Origin of the sequence: Streptomyces phyllanthi (assembly GCF_009377205.1) — a bacterium.
Lineage (GTDB): Bacteria > Actinomycetota > Actinomycetes > Streptomycetales > Streptomycetaceae > Streptomyces > Streptomyces phyllanthi.
Genome location: NZ_VJZE01000133.1, coordinates 1 through 20,120, shown reverse-complemented (window position 1 = coordinate 20,120; position 20,120 = coordinate 1). Strand labels below are relative to the sequence as shown.

Sequence of the window (20,120 nt, the reverse complement as noted above, 5' to 3'; positions counted from 1 at the left end):
GCCCGGTTCACCCTCGACCCCGCCTTCACCGTCGGCGAGGTCAACCCGCGTCTGTTCGGCTCCTTCGTGGAACACCTCGGCCGCTGCGTCTACACCGGTGTGTACGAGCCGGACCACCCCTCGGCCGACGAGGCGGGCCTGCGGACGGATGTCCTCGACCTCGTCAGGGAGCTGGGCGTCACCGCGATCCGCTACCCCGGCGGCAACTTCGTCTCCGGCTACAAGTGGGAGGACTCGGTGGGCCCGGTGGAGGAGCGGCCCCGCCGCCTCGACCTCGCCTGGCGGTCCACGGAGACCAACCGCTTCGGCCTCTCCGAGTACATCGCCTTCCTGAGGAAGATCGGCCCCCAGGCCGAGCCCGTCATGGCCCTCAACCTCGGCACACGGGGTGTCGCGGAGGCCCTGGAGCTCCAGGAGTACGCCAACCACCCCTCCGGAACCGCCCTGTCCGAGCAGCGGATCGCCCACGGCGACAAGGACCCCTTCGGGATCCGGGTGTGGTGTCTCGGCAACGAGATGGACGGGCCCTGGCAGACCGGCCACAAGACCGCCCAGGAGTACGGCCGCCTCGCCGCCGAGACCGCCCGTGCCATGCGCCAGATCGACCCCACCGTCGAACTCGTCGCCTGCGGCTCCTCCAGCCAGTCCATGCCGACCTTCGCCGAGTGGGAGGCCACGGTCCTGGCGGAGACGTACGACCTCGTCGACTACGTCTCGCTGCACGCCTACTACTGGCCGACCGACGGCGACCTGGACTCCTTCCTCGCCTCCGCCGTCGACATGGAGTCCTTCATCGAGAACGTCGTCGCGACCTGCGACCACGTGGGCGCGAAGCTCAAGTCCAAGAAGAAGATCAGCCTCTCCTTCGACGAGTGGAACGTCTGGTACCTCTCCGACTGGGAGGAGTCCGCCAAGGCCGACCCGCTGGACTGGCCCGAGGCCCCGCGCCTGCTGGAGGACAACTACTCCGTCATGGACGCGGTCGTCTTCGGCTCGCTCCTCATCGCCCTGCTCCGGCACGCCGACCGGGTCACCGTCGCCTGCCTCGCCCAGCTCGTCAACGTCATCGCGCCGATCATGACCGAGCCGGGCGGCCCGGCCTGGCGGCAGACCACGTTCTTCCCGTTCGCGCAGGCCTCCGCGTACGGGCGCGGGCAGGTCCTCGACGTACGGGTCGACTCACCGACGTACGAGACGAGGAAGTACGGGGAGGCCGACCTGCTGCACGCCACGGCGGTCCGGGCGGAGGACGGCTCGGTCACCGTGTTCGCGGTCAACCGCAGCCGTACCGAACCGCTGCCGCTGGAGGTCGCCCTGAACGGCCTGGAGCTGACCTCGGTGGTCGAGCACAGCGCGCTGGCGGACGCCGACCCCGACGCCCGCAACACCCTCGACGACCCGGAGCGCGTCGCCCCGCACACCGTGGACGGCACGACCCTCCGGGACGGCACACTGAACGCCGTCCTGGAGCCCCTGTCGTGGAACGTGATCCGGCTGCGCTAGCCGCACACGCGGCTCGTCAGTGGCCGGTCGAGCAGTTCCCCGCGCTTCTTTCGGATGCAGCATCCTTTCGGGGCGCGGGGCCGCAACCTGCTGCTGCCGGCCGGGTTTCCCGTCGGCTAGCTCGACGTGTCCACGCCTACGGTCAGCGTGGCCTTGTACCCGTCCGACACGCTGTCGCCCAGGGCCGTCAGTGTGAGGAGACCGCTGGAGGCGCCTCCGTCGTCGTAGATGCTGTCGTCGGAGAGGGACGTCTCGGGCGTGGTGTTCTCCGAGTACGGGGCGGTCGCCTGGATCTCCGCGTTGATCTCCTCGTCGAAGAACAGCTGCCCCGTGTGGATGACCTCGCCGCCGGTGTACGAGTCGTCGGTGAGCGTGACATCCGTGTGCACCCGCATGTGGACATGGGTGCAGCGGGAGACGTAGTGGCCCGGCCAGATCGAGGTGATGCTGCACTGGCCGTTCTCGTCGGTCATCTGCCCGCCGCGAAGGAACGTGCCGTTGTCCTCCTCCTGGTGGCCGTTGCCGCCCACGAAGCCGGAGTACTCGCCGAGGTGGTCGCAGTGCCAGATCTCGACCAGGGCGTTCGCGAGCGGGGCGCAGTCGCCCGCGACGTCGACGACCGTGAAGGTGTACCGGACCTCGAAGCCCTCCTTGTCCTCCCGGATGTCCTCGCGGACGAGGGCGCCCTCCAGGGAGTACGGGCCCTCGGTGACCTCGGCGTTCAGTACGCAGACATCGGCGGTCGTGGAGGTGCCGGAGGAGGACTGGCTCGACGTGGAGGAGCCGGCCGTCGTCTCGGTGGTCGTGTTGGCGGCGGAGGCGAACCCGGCCACCGCGAGCCCGCCCGCCACGGCGGCGGTGCCGCCGCCGATCAGGACCCGGCGCCGCTGGACGCCCTTGTCCCTGCGGTGCCGGCCGGACTGCTCGTTGCTGGTGGTGTTCTCTGTCATGCTCAGCGAAGTTAGGCGCGAATCTGAGGAAATCCTTAACACCGGCCTGTGGGTGCGCTGGGGATGTAAGTCCCAACGGAGTGTGATTGAGCGTGAGTCGGGACACTTTCCGCGCGTCGTCAGCGCAGTCGCATGGCCAGCGTGACCGCCGCTCCCGTGGCGCTCGCCGCGACCGTGAGGCGGTCGGTGACCAGGTGGGCCAGCCAGAGGCCGCGGCCGGAGCGGGTGTCGTCGAGGCCGGGGAGCAGCTCGGGGATGACGGGCGTGAAGCCGGGGCCGTTGTCGGTGATGCGGCACTCCAGCTCGTCGGGCAGGCGCCGGAGTTCGAGGTGGCCGCGTCCGCCCGCGTGCTCGACGGCGTTGTCGGCGATCTCGCTGACGGCCAGGGTGAACTCGCCCAGCCGCACCCCGGTCAGTCCCTCGGCGGCCGCCGTGTCCTCCACCAGGGCGCGCAGCAGGGACAGGTTCGCGCCTGTGAAGTTTCGCTTCAACAGGACCGTCTCGGAGTCGTCAAGGCCGCTCAGCCGCATAAGGCCACGCTAGCCGCGTACGGAGGATCTGGGCCGCAAGGACCGGCTGGGGATGGATAGCGGCCGGAGTTGTGCGTTCGTGACCGGGGAATGAATTCTTCCGGTCGTTTGTCGTTGCTCGTTTTCCCGGTTCATGACGGAAGGGGTGGCCCGACCACAACTCGGGCCACCCCTCCGGGAGGAACGGATGTCAGCTGGTCTCGACGCCCACCGTCAGTGTGCCCGCGTACCCCGCCGACGGGGAGCTGCCCAGCGCCGTCAGCGTGAGCAGGCCGGAGGCGGCGCCCCCGTCGTCGTAGATGGAGTCCTGGGCGAGCGTGGTGCGGGGAACCGTGTTGGTCGAGTACGGCGAGACCGTCGCGACGCTCCTTGTGACCGCCTCGTCGAAGAACAGCTGACCGGTGTGGATCTCCTGGCCGCCGGTGAACGAACCGTCCGAGGTGAGCGTGACGTCGGTGTGCACCTTGAGGTGGATGTGGATGCACCGCCCGCGGTACCAGCCGGGGTAGATCGTCGTGATCCTGGCGACACCGCTGGAGTTCGTCAGCACGCCCCCGCGCAGGAACGTGCCGTTGTCCGGCCCCGGGTGGCCGTTGTTGCCGACGAACCCGGAGTACTCGCCGAGCGCGTCGGCCTGCCAGATCTCCACCAGGGCGTTGTTCAGCGGGGCGCAGGTGTCGTCGTCGACGACGGTGAGGGTGAGCTCCAGCGGGATGCCCGCCTTGTCCTCGCTGATGTCGGCGCGGACGTACTGCCCGTCGAGGTAGTAGGGGCCTTCGGTCATCTCCTTGGTGAGGGTGCAGACGGCCGCGGCGGCCACGGGGGTCGTGGCGGCCGTGTCGGCTGTGGGGGCTTCAGGCGCGGCGGCGGCCACGGCGAGGGTGGCCGCCGTGGCGCCGGTGGCGATCAGTACGGTACGGCGCCCGATCGAGGGTGCTTCTGAAGTGTCTGTCATGGACATGGCACCCTAGAAACGGAACCTGTCAGCAGGCTGTCGGTTCGGCAAAGTGACGCAACGTCAAGTCGCATACCGGACGCGTGACCTGGTCGGTACGGAGGGAGGGTGAGCGGCTCCGAGCTCACCTGTTGGCCAGGCGGTCGAGGTCCTCCCGGGTGCCGTTGAAGACGTCCGCGGTCGCCGGGGCCCGGATGCCGTCGAAGAGCGCGGAGGCGGTGTACTGCCACATGAGCCAGGTGCTGGAACCGGTCGGCAGCGGGGGCTCGGTGATCGACTGACGGTAGTCCGCGAGCTGGAGCGGATACCCGGCGAACGCGGTGGTCGAGCCCAGGCAGGCGTCCAGGAAGGACTTCTGGGTGTAGATGATCGGCTTGCGGCCGAACTCCGCCTCCACCCGGTCGAGCCAGGCCTTGGCGTCGGCGACCGTGCCGTAGGGCGGACAGCTTTCGCTGCCGTCGTCCGTGCGCTCGAAGTCGAAGACGGGCGGCAGGTCCCCGGGGCGCTGCCCGGTGTAGCCGGCCGCGCGTACGGCGGCGATGAACCGGTCGGCCTGGGCGGCCCCCGTGTCGGGCGCCGTGCCCGTGTAGAAGTGGTAGGGCGCGACGGCGAGTCCCACCCCCCTCGCCCCGTCCATGTCGGTGGCCAGGTACTCGTCGGTCACGTTCAGGCCCCGGGTGGCCTTGACGGTCGCGAACTCGACGCCGGCGGCCCGCACGGCCTCCCAGTCGATCGGCGCGCCGTTCGGGTGCAGGTACTTGGCGGTGTCCAGCCCGTCGATCGGGTAGCCCGCCGGGCGCGGCGGTGCGCAGTACGTGTTCCGGCCGGACCAGTCGGTGAGTTTCGCCCAGGTGTTGGGCCCGGCGACCCCGTCCGCGCTCAGGTTGGCGCACATCTGGAGCTCGACGACCCGGTTCTGGGTCGCGCCGCCGAAGTCACCGTCGATCACCAGCGGCGGGTAGTGGCCCGGCTCCATCGCCAGGTTGAGACGGCACTGCAACTCCTTGACCTCGATGCCCTTCGCACCCCGCCGCAGGGTCGGGCGTGTGTCCGTGTGCCCGCACACGGACGCCTGCGGAGTGCTCGACGTCCCCTGGGGCGCGCAGGGCCGCGGCTCGGCGGACCAGGTGTTCAGGGCCGTCCAGGTCTGCGGGCCGATCACGCCGTCGGCGGTCAGTCCCGCGCACCGCTGGAACACCCGGACCCGTTCCTCGGTACCGGGCCCGAAGGACCCGTCCGCCGTGATCGGGGTGTAGCCGCCCGCCTTGGTCGCCAGGTTGAGCTCGCACTGGGCTTCGAGGACCGCCGTACCGGTGGATCCCCGCTCCAGAGCCGGCTGTGCGTCGGTGTGACCGCAGACGGCGGTGGCCGCCGCGGCGTCGAGTTCGGCCGCGTCGACCGCCGTCGTCCCGAGCATGAGCGTGAGCAGAGCTCCGGTGAGGGCCGGCCCTCGTCGCAGCGTTCTTCGGTTCATGGACTCCTCCGTGTTCTGAACCTGCCAGGATGCTCTGGCACAGCGAGACACCGGGACACTGACCGCGTCCCGGGGGAACCACACCGAGCTGCCGGGATGTCGTGGGGACGACCGCCGAGGGCTCGCGGAAAACAGGGGGGCATATGGCCCAGTACGGCGATGTCGAACGGTTCGCCGCGTGGCTGCGGATGCTGCGGGAGAGAGCAGGGCACAGCTACGAGGCACTCGCGCGGAAGACCGGCATCAGTCGCTCCAGCCTGCACCGTTACTGCGCGGGTACGTCCGTCCCGCCGGACTACGGCGTGGCCCACCGCATCGCCACGGTCTGCGGGGCCACCTCCGCGGAGTTGCGCGAACTGCACCGCCTCTGGGCCCTTGCGGACGCCGAGCGGGGGCCGCGCCCCGCGCCGGAGGAGGGGCGGCAACCCCAGCCGGAGGAACGGCCGCGGCCTTCACCGGAGACACCGGAGACACCGGAGGCGACGAGCGCCGAAGCCGGGGAGGAGCCCGCGCACGGGGTCGCCGAGACGCACGGGGCCACCAAGGCAGACGGGACCTCCGAAGCGGCCAGGACCTCCGAAGCGGCCGGGACCCCCGAGGTACCGGTGTTCACCGTCGGACGCCCGGAGAACCCGGATGCCCCGGATGCCCCGGAGACACCGGACACGCCCCGGCAGATGGGCTCGCCGTCCCCGTCGGAGCGCCCGACCCCGCGGGAGGGAAAGCGGTTCGTACGGGGGCGCCGTCTCACCGTCGTCACCGCCGTGGCCGCCGTCATCGTGCTCGCCGTCGTGGCATGGCGGGTGTCCCTCGGCTCCTCGCCCGCGGGGAGCCCCGAGGCCGCCGACCGGCGGCTGCTGTTCTCGGCGACCTGCGAGCCCGTGGTGAGCATGGGCCAGCACGACGAGTGCGTACGGGAGGCGCAGCTGCTGCTCCGGCGTCGCGGCGCGACCATCGGTGTCGACGGCTCCTTCGGTCCCGAGACCCTGCGCCGGGTGACGGCGTTCCAGGTGCTCGAGGGCATCTCCCCGAACGGGGTCGTCGCGGATCCCACGAAGAAGGCCCTGTACGAGTCGAAGGTGCGCCTGGACACCTGGTCGCCGGAGAAGGTCCGCAAGCGTGTCCGCGAGGTGTTCACCGAGGCACCGGACGACGCCGTCGCCATCGCCGACTGCCAGTCCTTCCTGGACCCCCTGCACATCCTGCCGAACACCAACGGCACCAGGAACTGGGGCCTTTTCCAGATCTCCGACGCACGTCTGCGGGAACTGAGGGGCACGCCGCGCAAGGCGCTGGATCCCGAATGGAACATCCAGGCCGCCAAGCGCCTGTGGGACCGGGAACGCGACTTCCACGACTGGCCCCACTGCAGCCGGGCCCTGCGGTCGGCTCCCACGGCATCGGCCTCCTCCACACCGCGCTGACCCCGGCGGACTCACGCGGAGTGCCCTGAGGGGGCACGTGGACCGCGAGTGGTGGGTCGCAGGGCCCCGTCCCCCGCCGGGGCCCTGCGCGCGCGGGTCAGTCGCAGACGCTGTCGGCCCAGGCGGCGAACCGCTTGAACGCCGCCTGGGTCTGCGGTCCGGCCTGTCCGTCGATGCCGCCCTCGTAGCCATGGCTGGCCTTCAGATACCGCTGCAGCGCCGAAACCGTGCCGCCTCCGACCTCTCCGTCGATGGCGCCCTCGTAGCCGTGCCACCGCTTGAGGAAGCGCTGCATCGCCTTCCAGCTGTTGGTGCCCAGCTGACCGTCGCGCTGGCCGGTGTAGCTCCAGTGCTCCTGGAGCCAGCACTGGATGTGCTTGGCCTGTGTGGTGCTCAGGCCGAGGTTGACCGTCGCGAGCGGTGTGACGGCCCTGGTGCTCGCCGCGGGCTTCGAGGTCGGCGCGGACGCCGCGAAGCTCGCGCTCGCACCCGCCAGGCTCGCGGCGGCGATCCCGACGACGGCCGTGACACTGACGAGTGACCTTGTCAGAACGCTCGGTCGCATGCATGTCCCCTTTTCACAGTGGTCCCGCTGTCGCGGTGGTGCTGTTGATGCCGGACCGACGCTGGCAGGGCGCACCGATCACCGGCAAGGAAACGCCTCCCACTGGGATGACCGGGACGGCACGGGCCGCTTGAGCTGGGCGTTTCCCAGCCCGCTGGGACGGGAGTGGGACGGGAGGGGACGGGAGGGGGGACGCGCCCGCCCGCCCGGCCGGACCGTCGGCGGCCGACCGCCGACTCGCCTCGGTCACCTCGGTCCGCGACGTGCGCTCGGTCCGCGACGTGCGCTCAGTCCGCGACGTGCGCTCAGTCCGCGACGTGCGCTCAGTCCGCGACGTCCGCTCAGTCCGCGACGTCCGCTCAGTCCGCGACGTCCGCGAGGGACGACAGCACCGCCTCCGGATCCCCGCCCGGGGCGACCGCCTTGCCGATCCGGGACCTGACCGCCTCCGCCACCTGCGACCAGTTGGTCTCGGAGACCGGGTACAGCTCCAGGTTCTGCAGCGTGTCCAGACCGTTCCACAGGGACTTCTGCTTCCTGTCGGCACGCATCGCGTCAGCCGCCGGGACGGTGACCGGGAGCAGCTGGTACAGGGCCGCCTGCTCGGTCACGTACTTCTCGCCGTACAGGAAGTCGAGGAACCGGCCGATCTCCTCGCGGTGTTCTCGCTGCTTGAAGGCGATGACCCAGTCGGCCGTGCCCATCGTCGGCTCCTCCTTGCCGGTGCGGCTCGGCAGCGGCACGGTGCCGTACGGCACGGACAGCGTCGAGTCGTCGATCTGCCGCATCAGCGAGAGCGGGGCGTTGACCATGGCCGCCTCGCCCTCGATGAAGGCGAGGAGGGCCGCGTTGCGGTTGAGCTCGCCCGGTGCGACCGGGCCCGTGAGGCCCTCGGCCACGAGGGTCGACTTCAGCCACTTCAGCGTCGACACGTTCTCGGGGGAGGCGAGGTCGTAGTGGTCGGTGGAGTCCGTGTAGCCGCCCCCGCCGGACAGCAGCCACATCAGCGTCTCGGCCTCCGCCTCCTGCGGACCGAGCGGTACGGCGATCGGGTACTTCACGCCCCGCGCCTTGAGCGCCCGTGCCGCCGCGAGGAGTTCCTTCCACGTGTTCGGGGGCTTCAGGCCGGCCTGCCGGAAAAGGTCCTTGTTGTAGTACAGGAGCCGGGTGCTCACCGTGAACGGCATCCCGTACTGGACCCGCTTCATCTCGCCCGCCTCGGTGAGGCTCGGTACGAAGGACGCCTGGACCGGGATCGAGAGGAGCTCGTCCGCGCTGTGGAGGAGGCCCTGGTCGGCGTACTCGGCGTAGCTGTCGGTCTGCACGATGTCGGGGGCCTCGCCCCTCTCGACCAGCTCGGCGACCTTCTTCTCCACGGTGTCGGCCGAGTGGACGCTGATGTCCACGTCGATGCCCGGGTGCTCGGTGCGGAACGCGAGGGCGACCCGGTCCCAGTAGCCCTGGGAGTTCTTGTGCCGGCTGTCGCCGTAGTTGGTCGCGATCACGGTGAGGGTGGTGGTCCGGGACTCGGACTCCGCGACCCCACCGCAGCCGGCCAGGCCGGCGGTGAGCGCCAGCGCGGCCATGGCCGCCGTGATCGTCCGGGCTCTGTGGCGCACGGTCCCACCCACTTCCCACCAGGCCGGCACGCGCGTATCTCCGCGGGTACCTACGCGCGTTGACGAGGGCCTCGATCGTAGGGCCCACGTGGGCCGCGGGCAGTGCCGCGTGCGTTGCGTTTTCATTCCGGGGATGTGACGGGAGAGGCTCCAAATCACCTGTGGGCACCGTGAGTTGCCCGTGCCGCAAGGGCATGCCGGAGGCCCGCGCCCCGGACATCCCGGGACGCGGGCCTCACACGGCGAAGTTCTCTAGATCGCCCCGGCCGCCGGCCACCCCAACGGCTCCGGCTGGCCCTCCGGCTGGGTGCGGCCGCGGACCTGGGCCGCGGTGAGGCCCTGGGCGGCGCCCATCGCACGGCGGTTGGCGGCGGCGGCCATGCCCGGCATGCCCGTCTGGGCGACCGGCTGCAGACCGGCGGCCGGAGCGGGCGCCATGCCGCCCGGCATCCCGGCCATGCCCGGCATCGGGGAGATCCCGGGCATCGACGCGGCCGCCGGAGCCGGAGCAGGCGCCGGAACCGGCGTGGGCATCTGCGGCATGGGGGCGGGCGCGGGCGCCGGCGCGGGCATGGCCGCCACGTTCGGCATGCCCATCGCCTGGGAGGCCAGGCCCTGCATACCCGCCCCGTTCGTCTCGCTCATCAGCCGGTCCACGGCCGCCGTACCCGAGCTGTAGCTGGTCCCGGTGCTCAGCTCCGGTACGGCGGCTCCCCTCCTGGACCCGTACAGCACCGACTCCAGGCCGGACACCAGGCGACGCACGTCCACCTCGGGTCGGACCACGAGTCGCAGGAAGCGACTGGACGAGCCGATCTTGTTGCCGCACTCGCGGACCAGGATGCGGTGCTCGGTGAGCAGCCGGTCCCTGACCACGGTGCCCTCGGCGCCCACGGGGAGGCGCACGAAGAGGAAGTTGCCCTGCGACGGATAGACCGTCAGGCCGGGCAGGTTGGAGAGCAGACGGGCCATCTCCAGGCGGTCCCTGCGCACCTGGTGCAGGCTCTCCATGTACTCGGCGCCGTGGTTCTTGAGCATGAACACCACGGTCTCGGCGAAGGAGTTGAGGTTCCACTTCGGCAGCATCGCGCGGACCTTCCCCGCCAGCGCCGGGTTGGCGACCATGTAGCCGAAGCGGATGCCGTGCAGACCGAAGTTCTTGCCGAGGCTGCGCAGCACGACGACGTTCGGGCGCATCACGGCGTCCTCGACGGTGCTCGGCTCGGACTCGGCGTCGGCGAACTCCAGGAACGACTCGTCGATGACGATCAGGTCCAGGTCGGCCATCGCGTCCATGAACTGCACGAGCGCGTGCCGGTGCAGGAAGCCGCCGTCGGGGTTGTTCGGGTTGCAGATGACGGCGACCTTCGTACCGCGCTGGCGGATGAACTCGGCGTACTGCGCGAGGTCCAGGGCGAAGCCGTTCGACTCCTGGAGCGGGAACATGTCGACCCTCTTGCCGGTCTCCATCGGCTGGTCGGTCCAGCGGCCGAAGGTGGGCACGGGGATGGCGAGGGACTCGCGGACCAGCAGATGGTCGATCCAGGTGATCAGCTCGGTCGAGCCGTTGCCCATCGCCACGCACTGCGGCGGCAGCTGGAGGAGGTTGCAGAGCTCGGCCGTGATGGTGTCGGCGCTGCTCGGGTAGTACGTGATGATCTCGCGCAGCCGGCCCGCCAGGTCGTCGAACATGGCCGGAGTGGGGAAGTACGGGTTGCACGGGATGCAGAAGTCGATCGGGCCGACGCCTTCACCGCCCTCACGCGTCAGCGCAGCCATCGACGGGCTGTGCGCTGCCGTGCTGCGGAACAGTGAGGCGACGTTCCCGGCCATGAAACCTCCGTATGGGGCGGGCCCGTTGGGGACGAACGGGCCCGACGTTTAAGGGCGGCCCGCGCGGGGGAGCACGGGCCGCCCCTACATACGGAGTCTGGGGTGACGCTGTTCAACCGCTGAGCAATTGGTAAGAACTTGTGAGTCACCTGTGAAAAAACGGGTGAGGGGATGGGGGGGCGAGGGTCAGATGTCGAACGAGTGCACGGTGGCCGACCGGTACACCTGCCCCGGCCGGAGCACCGTCGACGGGAAGTCCGGCCGGTTCGGCGAGTCCGGGAAGTGCTGTGTCTCCAGGCACAGCGCGTCGCCCTGGCGGTAGATCCTGCCGCTCGGTCCGACGAGAGTGCCGTCGAGGAAGTTCCCGGAGTAGAACTGGACGCCCGGCTCGGTGGTCGCGATCCTCAGCGTGCGGCCGGAGGACGGGTCGCGGAGCGTCGCGATGTGCTCCGGCTCGGCCGTGGTCCCCTTGTCGAGCACCCAGTTGTGGTCCATGCCCCTGGCGTACAGCAGCTGCTGGTGCGCCTCGCGGATGTGCTCGCCGACCCTCGTGGTCCGGCGGAAGTCGAAGGGGGTGCCCGCGACCTCGGCGAGTTCACCGGTGGGGATCAGTCCGGAGTCGACGGGAGTGTAGCGGGAGGCCGCGATGTCCAGCTCGTGGTCGTGGGCCGAGCCGCTGCCCTCGCCCGCGAGGTTCCAGTAGACGTGGTTGGTGAGGTTGACGACGGTGGCCCTGTCGGTGGTGGCCTCGTAGTCGATACGCCAGTCGCCGCGCTCCGTCAGCGTGTACGTGACCTTCGTCGTCAGCGTGCCCGGGTGGCCCATCTCGCCGTCGGGGCTGGTGCGGCGCAGGTACAGGCCGACATCGGTGCCCTCGGTGAAGGGTTCGACGTCCCAGACGGCCGTGTCGAAGCCCCCGGTGCCGCCGTGCAGGCTGTTCTCGCCGTCGTTGACGGAGAGCCGGTGGGTCTCGCCGTCGAGCGTGTACCTGCCCTTGCCGATGCGGTTGCCGTACCGGCCGATCAGGGCGCCGAAGAAGTTGTTCTTCGTGACGTAGTCGTCGAGGTCGCCGTATCCCAGGGAGACGTTCGCGTACCGGCCCTCGCGGTCCGGGATCTCCAGGGACCGCACGATCCCGCCGTACGACAGGACCTCCATACGGGTGCCGCCGTTCGCCAGCGACCAGCTGTGCACCTCCGTGCCGTCGGCGAGCTTGCCGAAGAGCTCCCTCACCGGCTTCTTCCTGTCTCCCATCCTGCTCTCCCCTGGGATGTCGCCACGGAATGGCGTATGTGGCTGAGTACTGGCCTGTGTGGCTGCGGACGTGGAAGGGCCCCGCCTTTCGACGGGGCCCTTCACCGATGGCGCGGTTACGAACCGACCTTGCGCTTGTTGTAGACGTCGAACCCGACCGCCGCCAGCAGCACCAGGCCCTTGATTACCTGCTGCCAGTCGGTGCCGATGCCGACCAGGTTCATACCGTTGTTGAGCACGCCCAGGACCAGACCACCGATGATCGCGCCGAGGACGGTGCCGACACCGCCGCTCATCGACGCGCCGCCGATGAACGAGGCCGCGATCGCCTCCAGCTCGAAGTTGAGGCCGGCCTTGGGCGAGGCCGCGTTGAAGCGGGCGGCGAAGACCAGGCCCGCGAGGGCGGCCATCATGCCCATGTTGAGGAAGATCAGGAAGACGACCTTCTTGTCCTTCACACCCGACAGCTTGGCCGCGGGCAGGTTGCCGCCGATCGCGTAGATGTGGCGGCCGATGATCGCGTTGCGCATCACGTAGCCGAAGCCCACGAGCAGCGCGCCCAGGATCAGCAGCACGATCGGGGTGCCCTTGTAGCTGGCCAGCAGCATCGTGATGGTGAGCACGGCGGCGCCGAGCGCGACCAGCTTGAGCAGGAAGAGGCTGGTGGGCGGTACGTCCAGCGCGAACTCCTGCTGCCGCCTGCGGTCACGGATCTCCTGGAGCACCACGAACGCGACCAGACCGAAGCCGAGCAGCAGCGTCAGGTTGTGGTAGTTGGTGTCCGGACCGACCTCGGGCAGGAAGCCGTTGGCGACCTTCTGCAGACCCTCCGGGAACGGGCCGAGCGTCTGGCCCTCGAGGAAGATCTCGGTCAGACCACGGAAGATCAGCATGCCCGCCAGGGTCACGATGAACGACGGTATGCCGAGATACGCGATGAAGAACCCCTGCGCGGCACCCGCGATCGCGCCGATGGCCAGACACAGCACCACGGCGAGGACCCAGGGTATGTCGTTCTTGACCATGAACACGGCGGCTATCGAGCCTACGAACGCGGTCAGCGAGCCGACCGACAGGTCGATGTGGCCCGCGATGATGACGAGCATCATGCCGATCGCGAGGATCAGGATGTAGCTGTTCTGCAGCACCAGGTTGGAGACGTTGCGCGGCAGCAGCAGGTCTCCGTCGGTCCACACGGCGAACAGCACGACGATCAGGCCGAGGGCGATCAGCATGCCGTACTGCCGCATGTTGCGGCGCATGCCGGCCAGCACCAGCTGGAGCAGGTTCTCGCCCGTGTCCGAACCGCCCTTGCCGGGCGGCGCCGGGGCCGGCGTCTTGGCGGTCACATCCGTGCTCATCGGGTTACCTCTTTGTCCTTCGTCATCTGACGCATCAGCGATTCCTGTGAGGCCTCGGCCCGCGAGAACTCACCGGTCAGCCGTCCGGCGGCCATCGTGTAGATGCGGTCGCACATGCCGAGCAGCTCCGGCAGCTCGGAGGAGATGAAGACGACCGCCTTGCCGTCGGCCGCCAGCTTGTCGATGACCGTGTAGATCTCGTACTTGGCGCCGACGTCGATACCGCGCGTCGGCTCGTCCAGGATCAGCACGTCCGGACCCGCGAAGATCCACTTGCTGAGGACGACCTTCTGCTGGTTGCCGCCGGACAGCTTGCCCACCGGCTCGAAGACGGTCGGGGCCTTGATGTTCATCGACTTGCGGAAGCTCTCGGCGACCTGCCGCTCCCCGTGCTCGTCCACGACACCGCGCTTGGCGACCTTCCCGAGGGCGCTGAGCGAGATGTTGCGGTTGATGGTGTCGATGAGGTTGAGGCCGTAGTGCTTGCGGTCCTCGGTGACGTACGCGATGCCGTGCTTGACCGCCTCGGGGACGCTCTTCGTACGGATCTCCTTGCCGTCCTTGAGGACCGTGCCGCCCGCGTACCGGCCGTAGGTGCGGCCGAAGACGCTCATCGCGAGCTCGGTGCGGCCGGCGCCCATGAGCCCCGCGATACCCACGATCTCCCCGCGCCGCACCTGGAGCGACACCCCGTCGACGACCTTGCGCTGCTGGTCGATCGGGTGGTGGACGGTCCAGTCGCGGATCTCCAGGGCGGGCGCGGCGCCCTCCTCCGGGTGGTGCGGGGTGCGCTCCGGGAAGCGGTGCTCCAGGTCGCGGCCGACCATCCCGCTGATGATCCGGTCCTCGCTGGTCTCCTCGGCCTTGACGTCGAGCGTCTCGATGGTGCGGCCGTCGCGGAGGATCGTCACCGAGTCGGCGACCCTGCGGATCTCGTTGAGCTTGTGGGAGATGATGATCGAGGTGATGCCCTGCTTCTTCAGCTCCAGGATCAGATCCAGGAGCTTTCCGCTGTCCTCGTCGTTCAGCGCGGCGGTCGGCTCATCCAGGATGAGCAGCTTCACCTTCTTCGACAGGGCCTTCGCGATCTCCACGAGCTGCTGCTTGCCCACGCCGATGTCGGCGACGCGGGTGTCCGGGTGGTCGGAGAGACCGACCCGGCGCAGCAGTTCCGTGGCGTGGCGCAGGGTCTCGGTCCAGCTGATGATCCCGCGCGTGGCGTGCTCGTTGCCGAGGAAGATGTTCTCCGCGATGGAGAGGTAGGGCACCAGGGCCAGCTCCTGGTGGATGATCACGATGCCGTGATGCTCACTGGCCCTGATGTCCTTGAACGAGCAGAGCTCCCCCTCGAAGAGGATCTCGCCCTCGTACGTGCCGTGCGGGTGGACGCCGGAGAGGACCTTCATGAGGGTCGACTTGCCGGCGCCGTTCTCCCCGCAAATGGCGTGGACCTCGCCCTGCTGGACGGTCAGCGTGACGTCCGACAGCGCTTTGACGCCGGGAAAGGTCTTGACGATCGAGCGCATTTCCAGGACGGGTCCCGCCATGGTCGTGCCTTCCAATCAGTGGTGAATCGTCGGTCGGTTGGCGGCGGTTACTTGAGGTCGCTCTCCTTGATGTAACCGGAGTCGACGACGACCGACTGGTAGTTGGCCTTGTCGACCGCGACCGGGTCGAGCAGGTAGGCCGGGACGACCTTGGCGCCGTTGTCGTACGTCTTGGTGTCGTTCGTCTCGGGCTTCTTGTCGTTGAGCACGGCGTCGACCATGCTCGAGGCCACCTTGGCGAGCTCGCGGGTGTCCTTGTAGACGGTCATCGACTGCTCGTCGGCGATGATCGACTTCACCGAGGCGACCTCGGCGTCCTGACCGGTGACGATCGGCAGCGGCTTGCTCTTGGAGCCGTAGTCGTCCGACTTCAGCGCCGAGAGGATGCCGATGGAGATGCCGTCGTACGGGGAGAGGACCGCGTCGACCCTGTCGCTCTTGTACGCCGAGGTCAGGATGTCGTCCATGCGCTTCTGGGCGGTGCCGCCGTCCCAGCGCAGGGTGGTGACCTGGTTCAGCTCGGTCTGGCCGGACTTCACGACGAGCTGCTTCTTGTCGATGTACGGCTGCAGGACGTTCATCGCGCCGCCGAAGAAGTACCGGGTGTTGTTGTCGTCGTTCGAGCCGGCGAAGAGCTCGATGTTGAACGGGCCCTTCTTGGAGCCGTCCTTCAGACCGAGCTTCTCGACCATGTAGGTGGCCTGGAGCTCGCCGACCTTCTCGTTGTCGAAGGACGCGTAGTAGTCGACGTTCTCCGTGCCGAGGATGAGGCGGTCGTAGGAGATCACCGGGATGTCGGCGTCCTTGGCCTGCTGCAGGACGTTGTTCATCGACTTGTTGTCGATGGCCGCGATGATCAGGGCCTTCACACCCTGCGTGATCATGTTCTCGATCTGGGAGACCTGCTGGTCGGGGTCGTCCTCGCCGTAGACCAGCTTGGTCTTGTAGCCCTTGGACTCCAGGTCCGCGACGACGTTCTTGCCGTCGGCGATCCAGCGCTCGGAGGACTTGGTCGGCATCGAGATACCGATGGTGGCGCCCTTGGTGCTGCCCGAGCCCTCCTCGCTGCCGCCCTCGCTGTCCTGCCCGCAGGCAGAGAGGGTGAGGGCGAGGGAGGCGGCTCCGGCTATGGCGGCGAGGGCGGCTCGGCGGTTACGCATGAGTCATCATCCTTGATGTGTGTGCAGGACTCGGTCGGGAGACGCGGAGCGCCCCCTTGCAGCGATGCTTGAAAGACCGAGAGAGGCGTGTGCGATTCTGTGTGGCTGCGTTTGTTTTGTGAAGGGGGTTTGTCCGGAACGTTATGCGGGAATATCGAACCGCTTCAGCGCGCCGGGCAGCCGCGACCCCAGCGGGGCCATGTCGCCGTCCGCTCCGTGCCGCGCCAGGAGGTCCAGGGCGAGCCGCCCGCGCCGCACCCGCTCCTTGGCCGTGGACAGCGTCAGATCGCGCATGTGGTGCCCGTACGGGTAGATCCCGGGGGTCTTGGACAGGCCGAACTTCAGGTAGAGCGGCGCGCCCCGCCGGATCAGCTCGGCGACCTCGTACATCCGGATGTAGCCGCCCAGGTCGTCGGGGGCCTCGATGTACATGTCCATCGGGGCGGCGGAGACCCGGCGGATCTCGGTGAGGTGGTCGAGCGTGAGGTCGCTCGGCACGTTGATCGAGTCGCCTCCGAGGTTCTCGTACACCGCGTACGAGGTCGGGTTGACCGGACCGATCAGCGCGGACACCTTCAGGGTCGTGTCGGCGGGGATGATCCCCGCGACGCGCGCCCGGTGCAGGGTCCACAGGACGCCCTCGTCGGCGACGAGCAGGCACTTGACGCCCAGCTCGGTCGCGCGGACGGCGTCCTCCACACACCCGGCCACGGCGTCGTGGCCGCGGGCGCGCAGGCCCGCGCCGCGCGAGTCGGTACGGGTCGAGCCGCCGATGTCCCAGGTCCCGCGGGGACCGGTGAACAGGCAGAGCTCGATGTCACGTTCGGCGGTGGCCTCGACCATCTCGGTGATCTCGGCGTCGGTCAGCATCCACACGCCGCTGCCCTGGCTGATCCGGTGGATCGGCACATCGAGGCGCGACGCCTCCTTGAGGACCACGGCCAGCGCCTCGGGCCCTTCGCAGGAGGGAAGCTCGGTACGCCACTTGCCGCCCCCGGGGAAGGAGTGCGGCGAGGCGTCGGCGGGGGACAAATCGGGTGCACCCAGGCCGAGTGCGGCGAGCGCCTGCTCACCGGGTCGACGGGCTGCCTTGGCGGAAGCGTCGCTCACAAGCTGTCCTTCATTGATCGGTATTTCGGACGGGATTCGCGGCTCTGGATACACGTCTCACGGGGTGTACGCCGGTACGGAGCGTCAGGTCTCCGTACCGGCGTACGTCTTGGGGGTGTCACGGCCGCAGCAGGACCTTGCCGACCTTCGGGTCGCCGGAGCCCACCAGCTCGATGGCCTGCGGGAACTCGGCGAGCGGCAGCTCATGTGTGACCAACGGCAGCGGATCGAGCAGACCCGCGCCGAAGACCCGCACCGTGTGCGCCCAGGCATCCGGAGCCGCACCGAAGACGGTGTGCACCTCCAGCTGCCGTACGACGAGGTCGGTCGGGTCGAGTCCGTCGGCGCCCGGCGCCGGGATCCCGGTGAGGACCAGACGCCCGCCGCGCCGCAGCAGGGCGGCCGCGGTGGTCGCGGCGTCCGCGGACCCGGCCGTCTCGATCACCACGTCGAAGTCGCCGGGCAGGTCCTGGTCCTTCGTACGGAAGTCCGTGGCGCCGAAGTCGCGGGAGAGGGCCGCACGGTCCGAGCGGGTACCGACGACCAGCAGCTCCGCCGGAGAGGCCGCCTTCAGGAACTGAACGGCGAACATCCCGAGCGTCCCGGTGCCCACGACGGCCACCCGCTCGCCCGGCCGGGCGTTCGCCTTGAGCGCGGCCGCCGCGATACAGGCGGCCGGCTCCAGCAGGGCCGCGGCCGACAGGTCGGCGTCGTCCGGCAGTACGTGCAGGAGACGGGCCGGGAGCGTCAGCGTGGTGGCCATCGCCCCGGGCTGGGTGAACCCGGTCTCCTCGTACCCGGCCGAGCACAGCGTCGTCTCGCCCGCATGGCACCGGTCGCAGACCTGGCAGTTCCGGAAGCCCTCACCGACGACCTTGCGACCTACAAGACTCGAAGGAACACCCTCGCCGACCGCCTCGACGGTCCCGGACCACTCATGGCCGGGAGTCAGGGGGTACCGGACATAACCCTCGGGTCTCGTGCCCTGGTAGACCTCGCGGTCGCTGCCGCAGATCCCCGCGGCGTGCACACGGACCAGGGCCTCGCCGGCCTCCGGCTGCCGTGGCTCGTGCGGGACGAGCCGATGCTCGCCCGGCTCCTCGATGACGACGGCGGTACTCACTCAGGCCCCCCAAGGTCGGACTGGCAGGTCGCGGATGGTCACTTCGAGCCCTTGGGCTTGCGCTGCTCCCAGCCGTCGGCCCACAGGTCGAACCGGGCCTGCTGCTGCGGGAACTCCGCCGCCGCGTCCACGTCCAGCTCGACACCGAGGCCGGGCTCGTGGGAGAGGTGGAAGCAGCCGTCCTCGGGGTTCACCTGGGGAGCGCCCTTGACGACCTTCTTGATCTCCGCGTCCGCGAAGTCGTTGAAGTGCTCGAGGATCTTGAAGTTCGGCGAGGTGAAGCCGACCTGGAGCGAGGCGGCGGTCAGGACCGGCCCGCCCACGTTGTGCGGGGCGACGAGCATGTAGTGGGTCTCGGCGGTGGCGGCCAGCTTCCTGGTCTCCCAGATACCGCCGATGTGGCCGACGTCCGGCTGGATGATGTCCACGGCCTGGCTCTCGAAGAGCTCCCGGAACTCGATCCGGTCGTGGATGCGCTCACCGGTGGCGACGGGCATGTCGACCTTCGCGGCCACCTTCTCCAGCGCCTTCAGGTTCTCCGGCGGCACCGGCTCCTCCAGCCACGCGGGCTTGAAGGGGGCGAGCTCCTTGGCGAGCCGTACGGCGGTGGAGGGGGAGAAGCGGCCGTGCATCTCCAGCATCAGCTCGGCCTCGGGGCCGATGGCGTCGCGCACGGCCTCGATCAGCGACACGGCGTACAGGGTCTGCTGGTGGTCGAGCTCGAAGTGGCCGGTACCGAAGGGGTCGATCTTGAGCGCCCGGTACCCGCGCTCCATCACGCCCCGGGCGGCCTTGTGGTACGCCTCGGGCGTCCGCTCCGTGGTGTACCAGCCGTTGGCGTACGCCTTGACCTTGTCGGTGACCTTGCCGCCCAGCAGCTGCCAGACCGGCACCCCGAGGGCCTTGCCCTTGATGTCCCAGCAGGCCATCTCGACGACCGCGATACCGGACATCACGATCTCGCCGGCCCGCCCGTAGTCGCCGTACTTCATCCTCTTCACGAGGTCCTCGACAGCGAACGGATCGGACCCGAGAATGTGATTGGCCTCCGCCTCTCGCAGATAGCCGATCAGCGCGTCCGTGTGTCCCAGCATCCGGGTCTCGCCGACTCCGGTGATGCCCTCGTCGGTGTGCACCTGGACGTAGGTCAGGTTGCGCCACGGCGTACCGACCACGTGTGTGCTGATTCCGGTGATGCGCACGGCAGTGTCCCTCACTGAGTCCGACAGCGCTTCTTCAGCGCCGTTCGAGATTTCGTCAGTCGTTCGAAATGCTGGCGTGACAGTAAGGACGGGGCGAGGGGAGTGTCAATGGGGCGAACCTATAACGGTTTCGGTACACGATTCGACGTGGTGCGGACCGGGATGCACCGGGATGGCGGCGAATGGTGTGACCTGCCCTCAAGTCGCCAAACCGGAACGGCGAGTTCCCTACACAACATTCACAGCAGCCCCTGGGAAGGCCACCCGAACGGACCATAGTCTTCCCGCGTCATGGACTATTGCCACCCGTGCCGACGGCACCTGAACGGCGCCCTCGCCTGCCCGGGGTGCGGCACGCCGGTCGAAGAGCTCCGCGCGTACGCGGAGGACGCCGACGAGGGCCTCCGGCCGGACGAGGGTGCCGTCGGGGAGTCGCCGTACGGGGCCGACTCCGCCGGACCGCGCTCGCGGCGGCGGGCGGCGCGGGGCGGGCGCGCGTCGAGCGACGGG

General features: G+C 69.3%; 17 protein-coding genes. 3 read left to right on the top strand and 14 right to left on the bottom strand.

Features of this window, described 5'->3' with window-relative positions; all coding sequences use genetic code 11:
* Positions 1-1,503: arabinosylfuranosidase ArfA (gene arfA, locus FNH04_RS20070; protein WP_152786172.1), on the top strand; the 1,503-nt coding region annotated here is incomplete at its 5' end.
* Positions 1,504-1,619: 116 nt separating this feature from the next.
* Here arfA and FNH04_RS20065 read toward each other — a convergent pair.
* From FNH04_RS20065 to FNH04_RS20050, 4 genes are all read right to left on the bottom strand, one after another.
* Positions 1,620-2,453, bottom strand: coding sequence for an intradiol ring-cleavage dioxygenase (locus FNH04_RS20065; RefSeq protein ID WP_152786170.1), 834 nt, complete (start codon positions 2,451-2,453; stop codon positions 1,620-1,622).
* Positions 2,454-2,572: 119 nt separating this feature from the next.
* Positions 2,573-2,983 (bottom strand): ATP-binding protein, encoded by a 411-nt coding sequence (locus FNH04_RS20060; RefSeq protein WP_152786168.1) that lies wholly within the window; start codon positions 2,981-2,983, stop codon positions 2,573-2,575.
* A 190-nt stretch (positions 2,984-3,173) separates the two neighbouring features.
* Positions 3,174-3,944, bottom strand: a complete 771-nt coding sequence (locus FNH04_RS20055) for an intradiol ring-cleavage dioxygenase (protein ID WP_386575440.1) — start codon at positions 3,942-3,944, stop codon at positions 3,174-3,176.
* A 118-nt stretch (positions 3,945-4,062) separates the two neighbouring features.
* Positions 4,063-5,412 carry a GH25 family lysozyme gene (locus FNH04_RS20050; protein ID WP_152786164.1) on the bottom strand — a complete coding sequence of 450 codons (1,350 nt, stop codon included), beginning with the start codon at positions 5,410-5,412 and terminating at the stop codon, positions 4,063-4,065.
* 143 nt (positions 5,413-5,555) lie between these two features.
* On the opposite strand from FNH04_RS20050, the gene FNH04_RS20045 reads away from it, so the two are divergent.
* Positions 5,556-6,836 (top strand): helix-turn-helix domain-containing protein, encoded by a 1,281-nt coding sequence (locus FNH04_RS20045; RefSeq protein WP_152786162.1) that lies wholly within the window; start codon positions 5,556-5,558, stop codon positions 6,834-6,836.
* Between the two features lie 97 nt (positions 6,837-6,933).
* On the opposite strand, the gene FNH04_RS20040 is transcribed toward FNH04_RS20045, so the two are convergent.
* From FNH04_RS20040 to FNH04_RS19995, 10 genes are all read right to left on the bottom strand, one after another.
* Complete coding sequence (locus FNH04_RS20040; protein ID WP_152786160.1) at positions 6,934-7,401, bottom strand: peptidoglycan-binding domain-containing protein; 468 nt, start codon at positions 7,399-7,401, stop codon at positions 6,934-6,936.
* A 359-nt stretch (positions 7,402-7,760) separates the two neighbouring features.
* A complete protein-coding gene (locus tag FNH04_RS20035) occupies positions 7,761-9,020 on the bottom strand; it encodes an extracellular solute-binding protein (protein ID WP_322723346.1) in 1,260 nt (419 codons plus the stop codon).
* A 252-nt stretch (positions 9,021-9,272) separates the two neighbouring features.
* Positions 9,273-10,853: a pyridoxal phosphate-dependent aminotransferase gene (locus tag FNH04_RS20030; protein ID WP_152786158.1), complete on the bottom strand. Its 1,581-nt coding sequence runs from the start codon at positions 10,851-10,853 to the stop codon at positions 9,273-9,275.
* 186 nt (positions 10,854-11,039) lie between these two features.
* The gene (locus FNH04_RS20025) at positions 11,040-12,107 is read right to left on the bottom strand and encodes an aldose epimerase family protein (RefSeq protein WP_152786156.1); all 1,068 of its coding nucleotides are present in this window, start codon (positions 12,105-12,107) and stop codon (positions 11,040-11,042) included.
* A gap of 116 nt (positions 12,108-12,223) precedes the next feature.
* A complete protein-coding gene (mmsB, locus tag FNH04_RS20020) occupies positions 12,224-13,468 on the bottom strand; it encodes a multiple monosaccharide ABC transporter permease (protein ID WP_152786154.1) in 1,245 nt (414 codons plus the stop codon).
* Entirely contained in the window at positions 13,465-15,015 is a 1,551-nt protein-coding gene (gene mmsA, locus FNH04_RS20015) for a multiple monosaccharide ABC transporter ATP-binding protein (protein WP_152786152.1), read from the bottom strand. The genes mmsB and mmsA overlap by 4 nt, the downstream gene beginning before the upstream one ends.
* A gap of 47 nt (positions 15,016-15,062) precedes the next feature.
* Positions 15,063-16,175: a multiple monosaccharide ABC transporter substrate-binding protein gene (gene chvE / locus FNH04_RS20010; RefSeq protein WP_152786150.1), complete on the bottom strand. Its 1,113-nt coding sequence runs from the start codon at positions 16,173-16,175 to the stop codon at positions 15,063-15,065.
* A gap of 141 nt (positions 16,176-16,316) precedes the next feature.
* Positions 16,317-17,285, bottom strand: a complete 969-nt coding sequence (locus tag FNH04_RS20005; RefSeq protein WP_322723344.1) for a glycosyltransferase family protein — start codon at positions 17,283-17,285, stop codon at positions 16,317-16,319.
* Positions 17,286-17,403: 118 nt separating this feature from the next.
* On the bottom strand, positions 17,404-18,408 hold the full coding sequence (locus FNH04_RS20000; RefSeq protein WP_322723343.1) for a zinc-dependent alcohol dehydrogenase: 1,005 nt from the start codon (positions 18,406-18,408) through the stop codon (positions 17,404-17,406).
* Between the two features lie 38 nt (positions 18,409-18,446).
* Positions 18,447-19,610, bottom strand: coding sequence for a mandelate racemase/muconate lactonizing enzyme family protein (locus FNH04_RS19995; RefSeq protein ID WP_322723342.1), 1,164 nt, complete (start codon positions 19,608-19,610; stop codon positions 18,447-18,449).
* 291 nt (positions 19,611-19,901) lie between these two features.
* Here FNH04_RS19995 and FNH04_RS47770 point away from each other — a divergent pair.
* Positions 19,902-20,120 (top strand): SCO2400 family protein (locus FNH04_RS47770; protein ID WP_456154874.1); only part of this gene is annotated, 219 nt, incomplete at its 3' end.

Coding starts and splice junctions, on each gene's coding strand:
- FNH04_RS20065 (WP_152786170.1), bottom strand. CDS start 2,453: ATGACAGAGAACACCACCAGCAACGAGCAGTCCGGCCGGCACCGCAGG.
- FNH04_RS20060 (WP_152786168.1), bottom strand. CDS start 2,983: ATGCGGCTGAGCGGCCTTGACGACTCCGAGACGGTCCTGTTGAAGCGA.
- FNH04_RS20055 (WP_386575440.1), bottom strand. CDS start 3,944: ATGTCCATGACAGACACTTCAGAAGCACCCTCGATCGGGCGCCGTACC.
- FNH04_RS20050 (WP_152786164.1), bottom strand. CDS start 5,412: ATGAACCGAAGAACGCTGCGACGAGGGCCGGCCCTCACCGGAGCTCTG.
- FNH04_RS20045 (WP_152786162.1), top strand. CDS start 5,556: ATGGCCCAGTACGGCGATGTCGAACGGTTCGCCGCGTGGCTGCGGATG.
- FNH04_RS20040 (WP_152786160.1), bottom strand. CDS start 7,401: ATGCGACCGAGCGTTCTGACAAGGTCACTCGTCAGTGTCACGGCCGTC.
- FNH04_RS20030 (WP_152786158.1), bottom strand. CDS start 10,853: ATGGCCGGGAACGTCGCCTCACTGTTCCGCAGCACGGCAGCGCACAGC.
- FNH04_RS20025 (WP_152786156.1), bottom strand. CDS start 12,107: ATGGGAGACAGGAAGAAGCCGGTGAGGGAGCTCTTCGGCAAGCTCGCC.
- mmsB (WP_152786154.1), bottom strand. CDS start 13,468: ATGAGCACGGATGTGACCGCCAAGACGCCGGCCCCGGCGCCGCCCGGC.
- mmsA (WP_152786152.1), bottom strand. CDS start 15,015: ATGGCGGGACCCGTCCTGGAAATGCGCTCGATCGTCAAGACCTTTCCC.
- chvE (WP_152786150.1), bottom strand. CDS start 16,175: ATGCGTAACCGCCGAGCCGCCCTCGCCGCCATAGCCGGAGCCGCCTCC.